Source organism: Phascolarctobacterium succinatutens, from assembly GCF_958453765.1.
Lineage (GTDB): Bacteria > Bacillota > Negativicutes > Acidaminococcales > Acidaminococcaceae > Phascolarctobacterium_A > Phascolarctobacterium_A succinatutens_B.
The window spans coordinates 35,830-50,290 of sequence record NZ_CAUDZA010000001.1; the positions used below are offsets into that span (position 1 = coordinate 35,830).

Consider the following 14,461-nt stretch of genomic DNA (forward strand, 5'->3'; position numbering starts at 1 on the left):
TTATCAATACCCCGTTCGACGAACTTCTGCCCGGTCTGAATCATAAGAAATATGATATTGCCATGAACAACTTCAGTAAAACCAAGGCACGTTCCATTGATTATGCTGCAAGTGATTCCTATGCTAAAGCTGCTTTCTCCATCGTTGCCAAAAAAGGCAGTAACCTTAAAGCAGACATCGACAGCATGAACGGCCGTAAGGTTGCTATAAAAAAAGGTGCATCTGCTGAACGCGTTGCAAAATCCTTCCCCGGCAGCATCATTGTTGAATATCCGGAAAATGCCAGCGCTTTACATGCAGTAGAAACCGGCGAAGCTGATTACGCTATCTGCGGTAACCTGACTACTGCTTATTACATGACTCACTCCGACAGCGACAAATGCCTTGAGGTAGTAGGACATTCCGAACGCCAGGATGATCTTGTTGTCTATGCTGAAAAAGGAAATGAAGAGCTGATTAAAAAGTTTAACGTTGCTTTGAGCGACTATAAAAAGAGCGGCGAATACAAACGACTCATCAAATTCTACTTCGGCGATATCGAAAAACAGTCCTGATACACCCCTAACTCAGCTAAAAGCTAATAGCTTATATATATCACACCCCTTACAATACTCTTTTTATAATACTCCTTATCAGCCGGCACTCCTAAAGCCGGCTAACAAACACTCAACTCATCAAAAAGCAGAAAAGCCTTGCAGTAAGTCCAAACTGCAAGGCTTTTTGCTGTATTTTTATATTCAGTTTAATCTTCCGGATGCAGCTTAATGCAGGACGCACGCACAGCCCTGTGCCAGCCGCGCAGCAGATGATTACGCGTTTCTTCATCCATAGCAGGCGTAAACGTCTGCTCAATAACGTGATTGCCCTTAATCATTTCCTTGTCATCCCAATAGCCTACTGCCAGACCTGCAAGATAAGCAGCGCCCATAGCCGTTGTTTCAATGCAGCTCGGGCGTTCCACTTTAACATTGATGATGTCCGCCTGCGTCTGCATCAGGAAGCTGTTGGCACAGGCACCGCCATCAACCTGCAGCGAGCTCAGCTTAATACCGCTGTCCTCCTCCATAGCCTTCAGTACATCGTACACCTGATAAGCAATGGCTTCGAGCGTTGCACGCACAATATGATTACGGTTAACACCGCGCGTCAGGCCGACAATCGCACCGCGCGCATATTGGTTCCAATGCGGCGCACCCAAGCCTACAAAAGCAGGAACCATGTAGCAGCCGTTGGAATCGGGCACAGATTTCGCCATAGCTTCGGATTCGGCAGCATTGCGAATAAGGCCCAGCTCATCACGCAGCCATTGGATAGCAGCACCGGCAACGAAAATAGAGCCTTCAAGCGCATATTCTACCTTGCCGTCTACACCCCAGGCGATAGTTGTAACAAGACCGTTTTTGCTGTCTACAGGCTTTTCGCCGGTATTCATCAGCATAAAGCCGCCCGTACCGTAGGTATTTTTTGCTTCGCCGGGTGCAAAGCAGGTCTGTCCGAACAGCGCACATTGCTGATCACCTGCAGCGCCGGCAATAGGAATCGATGCCTCAAACAGCTTGGCATCGGTGGAGCCGTATATGCAACTGGAGGGCTTAACCTCCGGCAGCATTTGGCGCGGAATGCCCAAAACAGTCAGGATTTCGTCATCCCACTGCAGAGTATGAATATTAAACATCAATGTACGCGAAGCATTGGAATAATCCGTAACATGAACCTTACCGCCGGTCAGCTTCCAGATAATCCAGCTGTCAATAGTACCGAACAGCAGCTGGCCTGCTTCCGCACGCTCGCGTGCATGAGGTACGTTTTCCAGAATCCAGTGCAGCTTGGTACCGGAGAAATAAGCATCCAGAACCAGGCCTGTCTTTTCACGGAACATATTGGCATAGCCACGGATTTTCAGCAGATCACAGTATTCTGCGGTACGACGGCACTGCCAGACAATCGCCTTGCAGATAGGACGACCGGTGTTCTTGTCCCACACTACGGTAGTTTCGCGCTGATTCGTAATACCGATGCCGGCAATATCAGCCGGAGTAACATTCAGCTTGCTCATTGCCTCGTACATCAGGCCTACCTGGGTAGCCCAGATTTCCTCGGCATCGTGCTCCACCCAGCCTGCCTGCGGATAATACTGCGTAAACTCCTTTTGTGCTACGCTGCAGATTTCTCCATGCTTGTCAAACAAAATACAACGGCAGCTGGTAGTTCCCAAATCCAGTGCCATGATATATTTATTTTTCATGCTTTCACGACCTTTCCTTGATATTTTTAAGTATAACACAAAACATAAGGAGCCGCCACTTTCGTAGCAGCTCCTGAAAAAGCATATTTAATTATATGTGATTGGGAATCCTGATGATGTATACGGCGCCTTATCGCACGTCCGCAAACCTTCGCCAAAGACGTGGGAGAAGGTGACGGAGACGAAGAAGGGTGACGACGGCATTTCCAGTACATCTAGGAATCCTGGCTAAGTATACGCTGCCTTATCGCACGTCCGCAAACCTTCGCCAAAGACGTGGGAGAAGGTGACGGAGACGAAGAAGGGTGACGACGGCGTACTTTTAGTACGTCTAGGAATCCTGATGAAGTATACGGTGCCTTATCGCACGTCTCATAAATTAGGCAAGAACATTACCAACCCCGGCACATAGGTGACAATAAGTAATGCTACTAACAACGCTACGATAAACGGCCAAACCTCCTTGAAGAATTCGCCGAGCGGCGTTTCCGTTATAGCACAAACCGTAAACATCATCGAACCGAACGGTGGCGTCAGACCGCCGATCATAATATTAACAATACAGATAATACCGAAGTGTACAGGGTCTACACCCAGTTTGGTTACAACAGGAACAAGCAGCGGAGCCAGAATAATCAGTGCGGCGCCACCCTCCAAGAACATACCAAGAATCAGCAGCAGGATATTTACCAGCATCAGCATCATGTACGGATTGCGGGTAAAGTCAAGCATTGCGGAGGTGATATGCTGCGGAATACGCTCCCAGTTCAGATAATAGCCAAAGAAAGAAGCTGCTACGATAATCAGTACAACAGAGCTGGTACCGTAAATAGTTTCCTTCATAATCGGCCATGCGTATTCCCACTTCAGCTCCTTATAGATGAAGGCGCCTACCAGGATGCAGTAAACTACAGCTACAGCGCCTGCCTCGGACGGAGTGAACATACCCATGCGCAGGCCGGCAATAATACCGAACGGGAAAAGCAGCGCCCAGATAGATTCCTTAAGCTGAGTCATAATTTCACCGAAGGTAGCAGCCTTTTCACGTGAAGGCTTATAGCCACGCTTTTTGGAAACAATGGCAACAACAATCATCATAGATACTGCCATGAGAATGCCGGGCACATAGCCTGCCATAAACATTTTGGTTACGGATACGCTGGCAATCAGTGCATAAATAATCAGGTTAATTCCGGGAGGAATTACAGGCGTGCTCGCAGAGGACGCAGCTGTTACAGCGGCACTGAAGGCTCTGCCGTAACCGCGCTTTTCCATTTCCGGAACAAGCATTTTACTCTGCATAGCAGCGTCAGCGTTAGCACTGCCGGAAACGCCACCCATCAACAGGCTGAGCAGTACGTTAACCTGAGCCAGACCGCCGGTCATATGACCCATGAGTACGTCGGTAAATTTCATCAGCTTATCGCTGATACCGGCATAGTTCATGATGGAGCCTGCCATAATAAAGAAGGGAATTGCCAGCAGCGGGAAGGACTGCGTGCTGGTAATAATACGTTGGAATACCAGATGCGCAGGAGAAGTCGCATCCAAAAAGGTAAAGTAAGAAATCGTTGCACCGAACAGGGCATAAGCGATTGGAATACTGGAAAAATAAAGCACAAAAACGATGATGACGGGCAAATAAGCCATTATTTTTCCTCCTTTCCGGAACCGGTAACATCCTGCCAAACAAATTTAATAGAATACACGGTCATGAGTACAAACGCAATCAGTACGGAAGAACTGATATAAACAGAAGAAATACCCAGTACCGGGGTCATTTTCGTATAGGATTTGGAAATATAGATAATAGAAAGATAAGACATGTAGCCGTTGAGCGCTACAAGAATAATGTCGGTAATCAGGCCGATAGCCTTCTGCATACCTTGGGGCATTCTTTTAACGATGATATCAACGCCAACGTGACCGCGATGCTTGAATACGGCAACAGCGCCGATGAATACCGACCAGACAAAGCAGCCGGTAGCAACCTCTTCAGACCAAACAAGGCCGGAGTTAAAAACATAACGCAGAACAATATTGATGACAACAAGGATAGTAGTAATGCTGATGAAAAATGCAGCAACTAAATCTTCCAGATTATTTAGCACAAAGCTCAGGTTTTTACCCAAAATTTTACCTCCATTTTTTATAGTAATACTTATGCAAAGGAAGGAGCTGTCACGCCGCATGCATGCAGCGTGGTAGCTCCTTAGTGTTTCATTATAACTGTTTAGTAATGTTGAAAAAATCTACAGCTTATTTTGCAGCGCGGATTTTTGCCAGCTCAGCTTTCAGCTTTTCATAGATACCAGGAGTTGCGCCTTCTTTTTCTTCCATCTGTTTGAATACAGGCTCGGTAGCTTTTTCGAAAGCAGCATGGTCAACATCGTTGAATTTTACGCCCTTGCTTTCCAGTTCCTTATAAACCTTGTTATAGGATTCGGTGGAAATCTTGGTCATTTCTTTACCGCCGTAAGCAAATTCTTCAGCTACAATCTTCTGATCTTCCGGAGACAGGCTGTTGAATACTTTGGTGGAAATGTATACGCCGCAGGTGCCCAAGAAATGCTTGGTTGTAGCTACGTTTTTAACGTGCTCATAGCATTTGGTGCCGATGTTGGTGAATTCAGAGCCTTCCAAACCATCTACAACGCCTTGGGAAACACCGGACAGAGTTTCGGAGAACGGCAGGCTGGTAGCGGTAGCGCCCATAGCATTGATGGTGTCAATGAACAGCTTGCTGCCGGGAGTACGCAGTTTCAGACCTTTCATATCTTCCGGTTTGGTGATAACTTTGTTGGTCATAACATTACGGAAGCCGAAGATGTAGTCCAGAGCCAGAACCTTAATACCTTTTTCTTCAGCTTTCTTTTCCATATCCTTAACCAACGGAGTTTCAATCATCTTCTCATATTCGTCATAGGATTGATACAGCATCGGACCAACCAAAGGTTTGAAATCAGGTACATAGTCGCCCAGATAAGACGGGTCTTCCACAGAAATAAAGTTAGCACCGTTAGCAACCTGCTCCAGACCATCCTTGTAGCAAGCCAGCTGGTTTTGACCAAAGCATTGAATTTCTACACGGCCATTGGTTTTCTTGTTAATACGTTCAGCAACCAATTCCATGGATTTGTACAGCTGCTCATCGGGAGAAAATACATGGCTCAGCTTCAAAACAACCTTTTTGTCAGAACCTGCTGCCTTTTCATCCTTTTTGTCAGAACCGCCGCAACCGGTCAGCGCCAACATCATAACAGACATTAACAGAAGAGCTACGATCTTTTTCATGTTCATCCTCCTAAATCCCTTGTTGAATTTTGTTGAAATTTGTTGTAATAGAGATTCCCGTTTTGAATCTGATACCATATTAACAGAGTGACACAGAATTGTCAATAATTTTACGCATATTTAGCAAATCTACTTACAGTCTAGCTTTTGGCCGTTTTTTATCCCTATTGGTCTTATTATGTCCCACTTGTTTTTTTGCTTATCTTATGCTAAGATAGTGTTGAACATTGTTGAAAATTTCAAGGAGGAATAGAAATGGTTCAAATTTTTGCGCACCGCGGCTTCAGCGGCTATTATCCTGAAAATACTATGCTTGCTTTCCAAAAGGTAGCAGAAGAAACTGTTGTTGACGGCATTGAACTGGATATCCAGCTCACCAAAGATGGTGAAATCGTTATCATGCATGACGAAATGCTTGACCGCACCACTAACGGCAGCGGCTGGCTGAAGGACCATACCCTGGAAGAGCTGAAAATGCTTTCTGTAGGCGTTAATGTCAAAGGCTTCTTCCCTCGCCAAACCATTCCTACATTACGCGAATATTTCACTTGGCTGAAAACCACCAAGCTGATTACCAATATCGAGCTCAAAACCAGCTATTTTGAATATGAAGGCATTGAAGAAAAGCTCATTGCTATGGTCAAGGAATTCGGTCTGGAAGACCAGATCTGGTATTCTTCCTTCAACCATTACACTGTTGCCAGAATCAAAAAACTGATGCCGGAAGCAAAATACGGTCTTTTAACCGACACCTGGCTGATGAACATCGGTGAATACGCTGCTTCCCAAGGCGCTGCAAGTGTTAACGCCCGCACCTATTTCTGTGCTAAGGAAGGCGTTGCTGCTGATCTGCACGCGCACAACATCGCTCTGCAGGCATGGACTCCTAACGATGCTGAAATGATGCAGGAGCTGGTTGATGCCGGTGTTGACGTTCTGATTACCAATTATCCTGACATTGCCGCAAAGGTTTTAGGCAGATAATTTATATCAGCCACCCGATACATAATTAAATCAGAAAGGATTGTGTTTATGCCTAAGAAGGTTACCCTGAAGGATATTGCTGCCAAGGCAGGTCTTTCGCCTGCCAGCGTATCGATGATTCTCAACAGGCGCAGTATTGACCGCTTCAACGCGGAAACTGTTGAGCAGGTCTACGCTATCGCTACCGAGCTCGGCTACAAAAGCAGCAAGGAAAAAGCCTACGCCCTCGTCAGGCCCTCAGATACACTAATCATTATTATCTGTCCTTCATTATTTAATCCTTTCTATACTACTATTATCCAGGGTATTGAAATCGCTGCCCGTAAGCAGGGCTTTGTCACCTCCGTCCGCACCACCTATTGGGATACGGATACAGAAAAATTTATCATGGAGCAGGCTCGCAAATTCAATGTTGCCGGTGTCATCTTTGCCATGATCCCCCAACAGCCGCAGCTGGCGTACAAGCTCAGCAAATATCTGCCCGTTGTTGCCATCGGTGACAGACGCAGTGATCTGGAGCTGGCTACTGTTGACATGAACAACTTTACTGCAGGCCAGCTCATCGGCAAGCATCTTACGGATTTGGGACATAAGCAGGTTGCCTATCTTTCTACAACGCTCAATGACCAGCACACCTCACGTGTGCGTCGCTATCAGGGTCTGGAGGATGCCTGCAAGACAGCAGGTGCCAAGCTTTCCCTCTTCACTCAAGAGATTACTTCTGACTATGAGCTTTCGCACGTTGAAGTAGAATACAGTACAGGCTATGAGCTTGCGAAACGCTGTCTTGAAGCAGCGCCGGAAACAACAGCCATGGTCGCTATCAATGATATGGTTGCCTATGGTGCATATAATGCTATTATCGACAGAGGCCTGAAGATTCCCGAGGATATCAGCCTTTGCGGTTTCGACAACATCTTCCCCTCGCATCTTCGCGGCATCAGCCTTACAACTATCGACAACTCGCTGACAGAGTGCGGCAAAAGTGCCTTCAAGCTGCTGCAGGAGGAAATAGCCAGCTACGAGCACCACGGCAAATTTGAGCCTATTACCCATGTAGAATACAAATGTCGTCTTGTTGCCCGCTCCAGCAGCGGCACTGCTCCCATGCGTTGACAATTACCGCAGGATACTGTACAATAAAGCCTACATAGTTTCTATGAATTAAAGAATTGTGCAGGTTTTCATTATGAACAACAAATATAGCAAAGCACTCAAAGCTGCTTTTCCACTAACGCTGCCAATTTGCGCAGCGTTTCTTTTTTTAGGCATCTCCTACGGCTTTTATATCTGCAGCAAGGGCTTTTCTCTCTGGTATCCGTTTTTTACCAGTGCTCTCGTCTTTGCCGGCAGCATGGAATTCGTTCTGGTCACAATGCTGCTTAGTCCCTTCAATCCTTTGTACTGCTTTTTTATGGCACTAATGATTAACTCTCGCCATCTGTTCTACGGTCTGAGCATGCTGGAAAAATATAAGAATACCGGTCTGAAAAAATTTTATCTGATTTTCGGTATGTGCGACGAATCCTTTGCCATCAACTGTAATACAGTTATCCCCGAAGGCATCGACAAGGGCTGCTTTATGGTCTGCGTAAATCTGCTGAACCAAATCTACTGGGTAGCGGGCGCAACCATCGGCGGTCTTTTAGGCAACAGTCTGCAAATCAATACCAAAGGCCTGGATTTTGCCCTCGTCGCCCTCTTCACGGCAATTTTCGTCAGCCAATGGCAATCGACAGAAAATCACACTCCTGCTGTTTTAGGCATTGTCATTCCGTTGCTTTGCCTGGTGCTCATCGGTCCGCAAAGCTTTATTCCGCCGGCTATGCTGCTTCTGCTGCTGGTATTTATCACAGCATATTACAAAGGAGGCATTAAATTATGACCTTTACCGAACAAATCATAACCATTGCCGCCGTTGTCGCAGGCACTATGCTGACGCGCTTTCTGCCCTTCATCCTGTTTCCGGCCAACAAAAAAACGCCGCCATTAGTAGCGTTTTTAGGCAAAATGCTGCCTGCGGCCGTTATGGGCATGCTTGTGGTCTACTCCCTCAAGGATACGCAAATTATGACCGGCAGTCACGGCCTGCCTGAAGCCATAGCCGTAGCGCTGATAGTCATATTGCAGGCAACCCTGCGTAATCTGCTGCTGACGATAGCAGCAGGCACTATAGGCTATATGCTGCTGGTGCAATATGTGTTTGCGTAAAGAATGTTCGAAAGCAAGCACAAAGATATCAGCAAAGCTGTAATACGGAAGATAATATTCCCCATATATATAATGGTAAATTAATTTTCTACTATTATATATAGTATAGGGGAATGTTTTTTATCTGCCGTACAAAATTAAAACTACCCTCCGCCATGCTCTGTCCAACATGACGAAGGGTAGTCTTTTCATTTATATCCTATATATACTGCCAATGTCCCCTAAGCAAATATATACAGAAAGAAGGAATTTGTAATTGTAAGCATCTTTGAAGCTTTGTGCGTCAGGGCAGCTTCCGCCCCGTCTATAATAAATTGTTCTCTATCCAATTTGCGTCTGCTGACCGCTCCCATTTGGGAGCGTTGCAGACATTTTAAGAAAGGTGGTAAGACCTGAGTCTTTAGTTAATTATGCTGCAGTCGGGAAGAACGGCCATACGATAGGAATAACGATGATTGCAACAATCATGCTGACTGCTACCAGACCGCCGCCGCATTTAACATAATCCATGAATTTGTACTTGCCAGGGCCAAGTACCAGGGTGTTCGGAGGAGTACCTACCGGAGAAGCGAATGCACAGCTGGAAGCAATCAGGATTGCCATCAGTACAGCTTTCGGAGATGCACCCATTTGTGCGGACAGTGCGATGCCAACCGGGCACAGCAGAGCTTTAGAAGCGGTGTTGCTCATAAACTGAGTCAGGACAACTGCCAGACCGAAGAGTACTGCAGTTACCAGGTACGGAGACGGGTTACCGCCCATCAGGCTTACGGTGAATTCAGCAATCAGCTTGCCAGCGCCGCTGGTGTTCATAGCTGTTGCAACAGGAATCATGCCTGCAAACAGGAAGATGGTAATCCAATCGATGGAGTTATAGGCTTGTTTTTCAGTGATGCAGCCTGTCAGTACGCACAGTACCGCTCCGACAACAGCAGCCAGTTCCAGAGGAACGATGCTGGTTGCCATAGAACCAATAACGCCAACCATGATGATACCACAGATCATCTGTTTTTTAGGAGTAGTGTTAGTAGCATCAATCTCTTGCTCTACATCTGCAACCTCGTCGGTTTTAGCTTCCGGCAGGATGTATTTGCCAAGGAACATCATGTAAACGATGCCGGCAACAGTAATAGGAATACCGATGTAGGCATATTCAAAGAAGCCAAATTGCAGCTCCGGCATACCAGCTGCTTTCAGAGCAACGTTTGCCAGAATGTTCGGCGGGGTACCAATCAGGGTGCAGGTACCGCCAAGGCCGGCAGCGAAAGCCAACGGCATCAGCTGACGGGAAGCGGAAAGCTTTGCTTGTGCGCAGATACCCATAACTACAGGAATCAGGCAAGCGGTGGTACCGGTGTTAGACAAGAACGCAGACATAACAGCTGCAATAACCATAAGACCAAACATCAGGCTGTTTTCATTGGTACCAAACAGCTTTACTACAGCGCCGCCAACCTTTTGAGCGAGGCCGGTGTAAAACATTGCAGCGCCAACGACGAACATACCGCCAAAAAGAACTACAGTAGAATCTGCCAGGCCAAGGAAGATTTGGTTCTCAGGAACCAGGCCCAATGCACTGCAGGCTATAGCAGCCAGAACCGCGGTCATTGCCAGCGGAATCATTTCGGTAACGAATAACAGTGCAACTACTGCTAACAAAATCAAGCATTTAATTGCTGGTGTCATAAAAATTTCCCTCCACTTATTTCTTCTTAAATAGGTTTACATATTGAAAAGTGTTTACAAAGAGCTTGCCATCTTCGCCTCGATGCGGGAAGACTTTACCTTCCTTTTTCCTGTTCTCGATAGCTCGATAGTAAAACTTCTTGTCTACCTGTTTCAGGTACTCCCGAATCTTAGAATCTTCTTTTTCATCATTCATGATAAGTGCAATGTCCAAAACTTATCAGCTCCTTTCTTGTTCTTTTTGGAGAGTGCCTTTCACTGTTAGAGATTATACAACATATTCCAAAATAATAAAAATACCTAGTTGGAATAGAAGTTATATGAATTAAGTATATTTTAGAAAGTAATTAAATGTATTTTGAAACTAATTTCCACTTGTTTTTTATAGCAGGCAGTTTTATATTATACGACAATTATCGCCGGAATAAAAATACCTATGTAGCATTATTCATATATCCGTCAGGAATATTTTAGGCAAACAAAAAGCCAGTCTGCCAACGACGTACAAGGAGGTAGGCTATAACGTCATCGCTCGCGGACTGGCATATATAATACTGCTGTTTAAAGCTTAAAGCAAAATATTCTTAAACCATTTACTATAGTATTCTCTGTCCAACTCTTTGAGATAGTTCAGTACAAAGCTCATCTTTCTTCTTAACCTCTTTTTAATGCTTTCAGGGATGCTTCGCTCAGTTTGAAGCCCTGTACTCTTCTGCTGAAGGCAAAGCCTTTTTCACCACAATGCGGGAATACTTTTGCTGCACCGTTGCGTTGACGGCACAGGTGTGCGAATAAACCGATTTCTTTTTCGACTGCCATTTTTGTTTCAGCCATGATTGTTCTCTCCTTTGCTTTGAATAAGTCAATTTGTCAATTTGCTCTGTATAAGGCCTCTGCTTTATACGCATTTAGTATAACAGATATTGCTTAATAAGAAAAATAGCTAATAGGAATTATAGATATGACATTTTATTATTGCTTTTTAGCTTTCTTCTGTTCTATAATAGCCTTAATCGTTGTAATTCTTGAAAATACACTAGCAATATGATAAACTAATTATATTATACCTATATTTAGAATCTATTACTGTTTCTATTTTACATAAGTTTAGTATTAGTTGGAGGTCTGCAAAACATGGAATTAGACAATTACAGAAACTTTTTGGCAATTATCGAAGCCGGTAGTTTTACCGGTGCGGCTGATTACGTACATATCGCTCAGCCGGCCCTCAGCAAGCAGCTGCGTGCCCTGGAAAACTATTTCGGCACCAAGCTGATAATTACCACCCGCGGCAGCCGTCAGATTCTCCTGACCGAGGCAGGACGCGTCCTCTATCAAAAAGCAAAGTACATGTGTGCTTTGGAGGATCTTGCCAAAAGCGAAATCGAAAACATCATGGGCGGTGTTGTAGGTACGCTGCGTTTCAGCATTGCCAACTCCCGCAGTGCTTTATTCATCAAATCCTCCCTCAAGGATTTCTGTGCTCTTTATCCTAATATCAAATGTGAGCTGTTTGAAGCAAGCATAAACGAACAGACACAGCAAATGCTTAACGGTATTACCGAACTGGGAATTTTGAGCGTACCGGTAGAGCATCAGGATAACTTTGAGGTTCTCTTCCGTCGCGATGAAGAACTGACAGCCGTTTTCCATAAAAACTCTGTTTTTCTGGATGACAGCAAAAAGGTTGTCACCCTTAAGGAATTAGAGGATGTACCTCTGAGCATCAGCTCCGGCTGCTCTGAAATCTTCCTCAAGGCCTGTGCTCAAGCCTCCATCGTGCCGCGTATCACCTGCACCAGCACAACCCGCAGCACTACTTTGGAATGGACACGCGTCAAGGCAGCAGTTTCTATCGTGCCTGTAGAGTCTGGAGAGGACCTTGGTGAAGAGTTTATCACCCGTCCTATATCCGACATCAAGGCCGACGTTTACAAGACCGTAGTAAAGGTTAAGGACAGACCGCTTTCCGTCGTTGCCCAGCATTTCCTCAAATTCTATTCCAAGACACGTAATTCACAGCAGGTATGCAATCTGGACGATGTTCTGAAGAATTCTTCTTTATAAAACAAAAACCGCCTCACGGCGGTTTTTTTATTATACTAAGCTTATCTTTCCTTGCGAAAGCAATAAAAAAGCCGCCTTACCCGGCGGTTTTTTTATTGTTGCATTGCCACACCCCTGTAACAAGCTACACACGATAAAATTGGAGGAGAAGGAGAATTTGAAAAATCTTTACGTAACAGAACAGCAAATTGTCCGATTTGCTTAGTTTGTTCTAATGTTTGGGAAATCAATATTTCGACCCACATTTGATAGTTGAAAAAAACCGTCTTTGCAAGCAAAGACGGTTAATGCGCACAATTAAGATAGCTGCCACTCTCACATAAACAGTATCTTGTCTGTTAACATCTTCTCCTGTCGCTCGCAGGTCAAGCATATGCTTGTACAAAGTACTTTGCTGACTCCAGGCAAGCCTGTTACAGCGGCGGGACCGTGTGGATTTTCACCAATTAGTGCTTTATACGAAATATTGATTTGTTGCTTTTAATTATACTAAGTCCGATTAAGAATGTCAAGACTTTAGCGAAAAAGTTCTCGAAAAAAATATTGTAAGAACTTATATCACTAAAGAGGTACTTATTTGTTGACAATAAAAGAATTAGCATCTCTTACTCTTTTTAGGTTAAAAATTCTCACGCCCCGCTTTGTTTTACATTGTGTTTTTACACTTTTATATTAATGTTTTGCAGTATCTATAAGCCATTATAAAAACAAAAAGGCTGTCACCGATGAAGCTTCATCAATGACAGCCTTTAGCTTGCCGGTCAAAAATCACCACAGGGTGCTTTCTTGCCGGACTTTATTTGTTTTGATTGCGATGCCTCATTGAAGCACGATCAATATCAAAGGCGTTAATCAGTTCGGTAACAGCCTGACTTGGGGATACCACGCCATTAACAGCTGCTTCCATTACTGCCGGTAAGCGTCCTTTAATCATCGGGTCTTCAAAGAACAGGTTATGTAAATGCTCGTCAATCATGCTGTTAACCCAAGAAATAGTCTGCGATTTACGACGTTTGTCGAAGGAACCGCATTCCTTGGTAACCTTTTCGAACTTGCGCATTACTGCCCAAAGCTCAAGCAGGCCTTCCTTAGTCAAAGCAGAGCATCTGTAAGCGTGAGTTTTCCAGCCTTCGGTAGCAGGACGGATGAATTCAATCATACGCTCATACTCACCCTGGGTAACGATAGCTTTCGGCAGATTGTCACCATCGGCTTTGTTGACAACGATAGCGTCGGCAACCTCCATGATGCCTTTCTTGATGCCTTGCAGATCATCACCGGCACCGGTCAGTACTACCAGCATAAAGAAGTCAACCATCGAACGGACGGTGATTTCGGACTGGCCTACACCTACGGTTTCTACTAAGATAACGTCACAGCCTGCAGCCTCGCAAAGCAGCATGGTTTCACGGCTTTTACGGGCAACGCCGCCCAAGGTACCCTTTGCAGGGGACGGACGAATAAAGCAATTAGGTTCACGCGATAACATCTGCATACGCGTTTTATCACCCAAAATAGAGCCACCGGTAATAGAGCTTGTAGGATCGACAGCAAGAACTGCGACCTTGTAGCCCTGATGACACAGCATCTGACCAAAGGACTCGATAAAGGTACTTTTGCCGGCACCCGGTACACCGGAAATGCCGATGCGCAAAGCTTTGCCTGTACGCGGCAGAAGAGCCTGCAGGACACGCTGTGCTTTATCAAAATCCCTCGGTGCATTGCTTTCTATAAGAGTAATAGCTTGAGATAAGGTTTTACGATCGCCTTCACTGACTCCTTTTATTAACTCTTCCGGACTAGGCTTTTTCCTCAAGGGGAATTTCCTAATTTTATCCACAGGGTTATACTTCTCCTCGCTGACAGCGTTTACGGCACTGTCAATCCCGCCCATTACAGAGCAGGCAAAGTTAGGATCTTTTTTCAGGGGTACCCAACTCGGCCTAATATCTTTTTCACCAGTTTCAGGCATTT

At 45.2% G+C, this 14,461-nt stretch carries 14 protein-coding genes; 6 read left to right on the forward strand and 8 right to left on the reverse strand.

From position 1 onward, the window contains the following. Positions 1-2 precede the first annotated feature (2 nt). Positions 3-554, forward strand: coding sequence for a substrate-binding periplasmic protein (locus Q7Q81_RS00155; RefSeq protein ID WP_368502093.1), 552 nt, complete (start codon positions 3-5; stop codon positions 552-554). A gap of 188 nt (positions 555-742) precedes the next feature. On the opposite strand, the gene glpK is transcribed toward Q7Q81_RS00155, so the two are convergent. The 4 genes from glpK to dctP form a co-directional block, all read right to left on the reverse strand. Beyond that, a complete protein-coding gene (gene glpK, locus Q7Q81_RS00160) occupies positions 743-2,245 on the reverse strand; it encodes a glycerol kinase GlpK (protein WP_304272743.1) in 1,503 nt (500 codons plus the stop codon). Between the two features lie 372 nt (positions 2,246-2,617). Next, positions 2,618-3,895, reverse strand: coding sequence for a TRAP transporter large permease (locus tag Q7Q81_RS00165; RefSeq protein ID WP_210684972.1), 1,278 nt, complete (start codon positions 3,893-3,895; stop codon positions 2,618-2,620). Beyond that, a complete protein-coding gene (locus tag Q7Q81_RS00170; protein WP_304079214.1) occupies positions 3,895-4,377 on the reverse strand; it encodes a TRAP transporter small permease in 483 nt (160 codons plus the stop codon). The genes Q7Q81_RS00165 and Q7Q81_RS00170 overlap by 1 nt, the downstream gene beginning before the upstream one ends. Before the next feature lie 127 nt (positions 4,378-4,504). Next, complete coding sequence (dctP, locus tag Q7Q81_RS00175) at positions 4,505-5,545, reverse strand: C4-dicarboxylate TRAP transporter substrate-binding protein (protein WP_210684974.1); 1,041 nt, start codon at positions 5,543-5,545, stop codon at positions 4,505-4,507. Between the two features lie 249 nt (positions 5,546-5,794). Here dctP and Q7Q81_RS00180 point away from each other — a divergent pair, with 249 nt between their 5' ends. The 4 genes from Q7Q81_RS00180 (at position 5,795) to Q7Q81_RS00195 (ending at position 8,734) form a co-directional block, all read left to right on the forward strand. Beyond that, positions 5,795-6,523, forward strand: coding sequence for a glycerophosphodiester phosphodiesterase (locus Q7Q81_RS00180; protein ID WP_304272746.1), 729 nt, complete (start codon positions 5,795-5,797; stop codon positions 6,521-6,523). A gap of 48 nt (positions 6,524-6,571) precedes the next feature. Beyond that, positions 6,572-7,639 (forward strand): LacI family DNA-binding transcriptional regulator, encoded by a 1,068-nt coding sequence (locus tag Q7Q81_RS00185; protein ID WP_304272748.1) that lies wholly within the window; start codon positions 6,572-6,574, stop codon positions 7,637-7,639. 73 nt (positions 7,640-7,712) lie between these two features. Continuing rightward, on the forward strand, positions 7,713-8,408 hold the full coding sequence (locus Q7Q81_RS00190; protein ID WP_304272751.1) for an AzlC family ABC transporter permease: 696 nt from the start codon (positions 7,713-7,715) through the stop codon (positions 8,406-8,408). Next, on the forward strand, positions 8,405-8,734 hold the full coding sequence (locus Q7Q81_RS00195) for a branched-chain amino acid transporter permease (RefSeq protein WP_304272753.1): 330 nt from the start codon (positions 8,405-8,407) through the stop codon (positions 8,732-8,734). The genes Q7Q81_RS00190 and Q7Q81_RS00195 overlap by 4 nt, the downstream gene beginning before the upstream one ends. 408 nt (positions 8,735-9,142) lie before the next feature. Here Q7Q81_RS00195 and Q7Q81_RS00200 read toward each other — a convergent pair whose 3' ends face one another. The 3 genes from Q7Q81_RS00200 to Q7Q81_RS00210 all read right to left on the reverse strand — a co-directional run bounded on the left by Q7Q81_RS00200 (position 9,143) and on the right by Q7Q81_RS00210 (position 11,254). Continuing rightward, positions 9,143-10,420, reverse strand: coding sequence for an SLC13 family permease (locus Q7Q81_RS00200; RefSeq protein ID WP_021720458.1), 1,278 nt, complete (start codon positions 10,418-10,420; stop codon positions 9,143-9,145). Positions 10,421-10,436: 16 nt separating this feature from the next. Next, positions 10,437-10,634, reverse strand: a complete 198-nt coding sequence (locus tag Q7Q81_RS00205) for a hypothetical protein (RefSeq protein WP_021720459.1) — start codon at positions 10,632-10,634, stop codon at positions 10,437-10,439. Positions 10,635-11,074: 440 nt separating this feature from the next. Further along, the gene (locus Q7Q81_RS00210; protein ID WP_293724114.1) at positions 11,075-11,254 is read right to left on the reverse strand and encodes a hypothetical protein; all 180 of its coding nucleotides are present in this window, start codon (positions 11,252-11,254) and stop codon (positions 11,075-11,077) included. Between the two features lie 300 nt (positions 11,255-11,554). Here Q7Q81_RS00210 and Q7Q81_RS00215 point away from each other — a divergent pair, with 300 nt between their 5' ends. After that, positions 11,555-12,487 carry a LysR family transcriptional regulator gene (locus Q7Q81_RS00215; RefSeq protein ID WP_304272756.1) on the forward strand — a complete coding sequence of 311 codons (933 nt, stop codon included), beginning with the start codon at positions 11,555-11,557 and terminating at the stop codon, positions 12,485-12,487. Between the two features lie 796 nt (positions 12,488-13,283). Here the strand turns inward: Q7Q81_RS00215 and meaB are convergent. Next, positions 13,284-14,459 carry a methylmalonyl Co-A mutase-associated GTPase MeaB gene (gene meaB, locus Q7Q81_RS00220; RefSeq protein ID WP_210684981.1) on the reverse strand — a complete coding sequence of 392 codons (1,176 nt, stop codon included), beginning with the start codon at positions 14,457-14,459 and terminating at the stop codon, positions 13,284-13,286. Positions 14,460-14,461: the final 2 nt, after the last annotated feature.

Excerpts from the sequence above, each read along its gene's own strand:
- glpK (WP_304272743.1), bottom strand. The coding sequence starts at position 2,245 with ATGAAAAATAAATATATCATGGCACTGGATTTGGGAACTACCAGCTGC.
- Q7Q81_RS00165 (WP_210684972.1), bottom strand. The coding sequence starts at position 3,895 with ATGGCTTATTTGCCCGTCATCATCGTTTTTGTGCTTTATTTTTCCAGT.
- dctP (WP_210684974.1), bottom strand. The coding sequence starts at position 5,545 with ATGAACATGAAAAAGATCGTAGCTCTTCTGTTAATGTCTGTTATGATG.
- Q7Q81_RS00180 (WP_304272746.1), top strand. The coding sequence starts at position 5,795 with ATGGTTCAAATTTTTGCGCACCGCGGCTTCAGCGGCTATTATCCTGAA.
- Q7Q81_RS00185 (WP_304272748.1), top strand. The coding sequence starts at position 6,572 with ATGCCTAAGAAGGTTACCCTGAAGGATATTGCTGCCAAGGCAGGTCTT.
- Q7Q81_RS00190 (WP_304272751.1), top strand. The coding sequence starts at position 7,713 with ATGAACAACAAATATAGCAAAGCACTCAAAGCTGCTTTTCCACTAACG.
- Q7Q81_RS00195 (WP_304272753.1), top strand. The coding sequence starts at position 8,405 with ATGACCTTTACCGAACAAATCATAACCATTGCCGCCGTTGTCGCAGGC.
- Q7Q81_RS00200 (WP_021720458.1), bottom strand. The coding sequence starts at position 10,420 with ATGACACCAGCAATTAAATGCTTGATTTTGTTAGCAGTAGTTGCACTG.
- Q7Q81_RS00210 (WP_293724114.1), bottom strand. The coding sequence starts at position 11,254 with ATGGCTGAAACAAAAATGGCAGTCGAAAAAGAAATCGGTTTATTCGCA.
- Q7Q81_RS00215 (WP_304272756.1), top strand. The coding sequence starts at position 11,555 with ATGGAATTAGACAATTACAGAAACTTTTTGGCAATTATCGAAGCCGGT.
- meaB (WP_210684981.1), bottom strand. The coding sequence starts at position 14,459 with ATGCCTGAAACTGGTGAAAAAGATATTAGGCCGAGTTGGGTACCCCTG.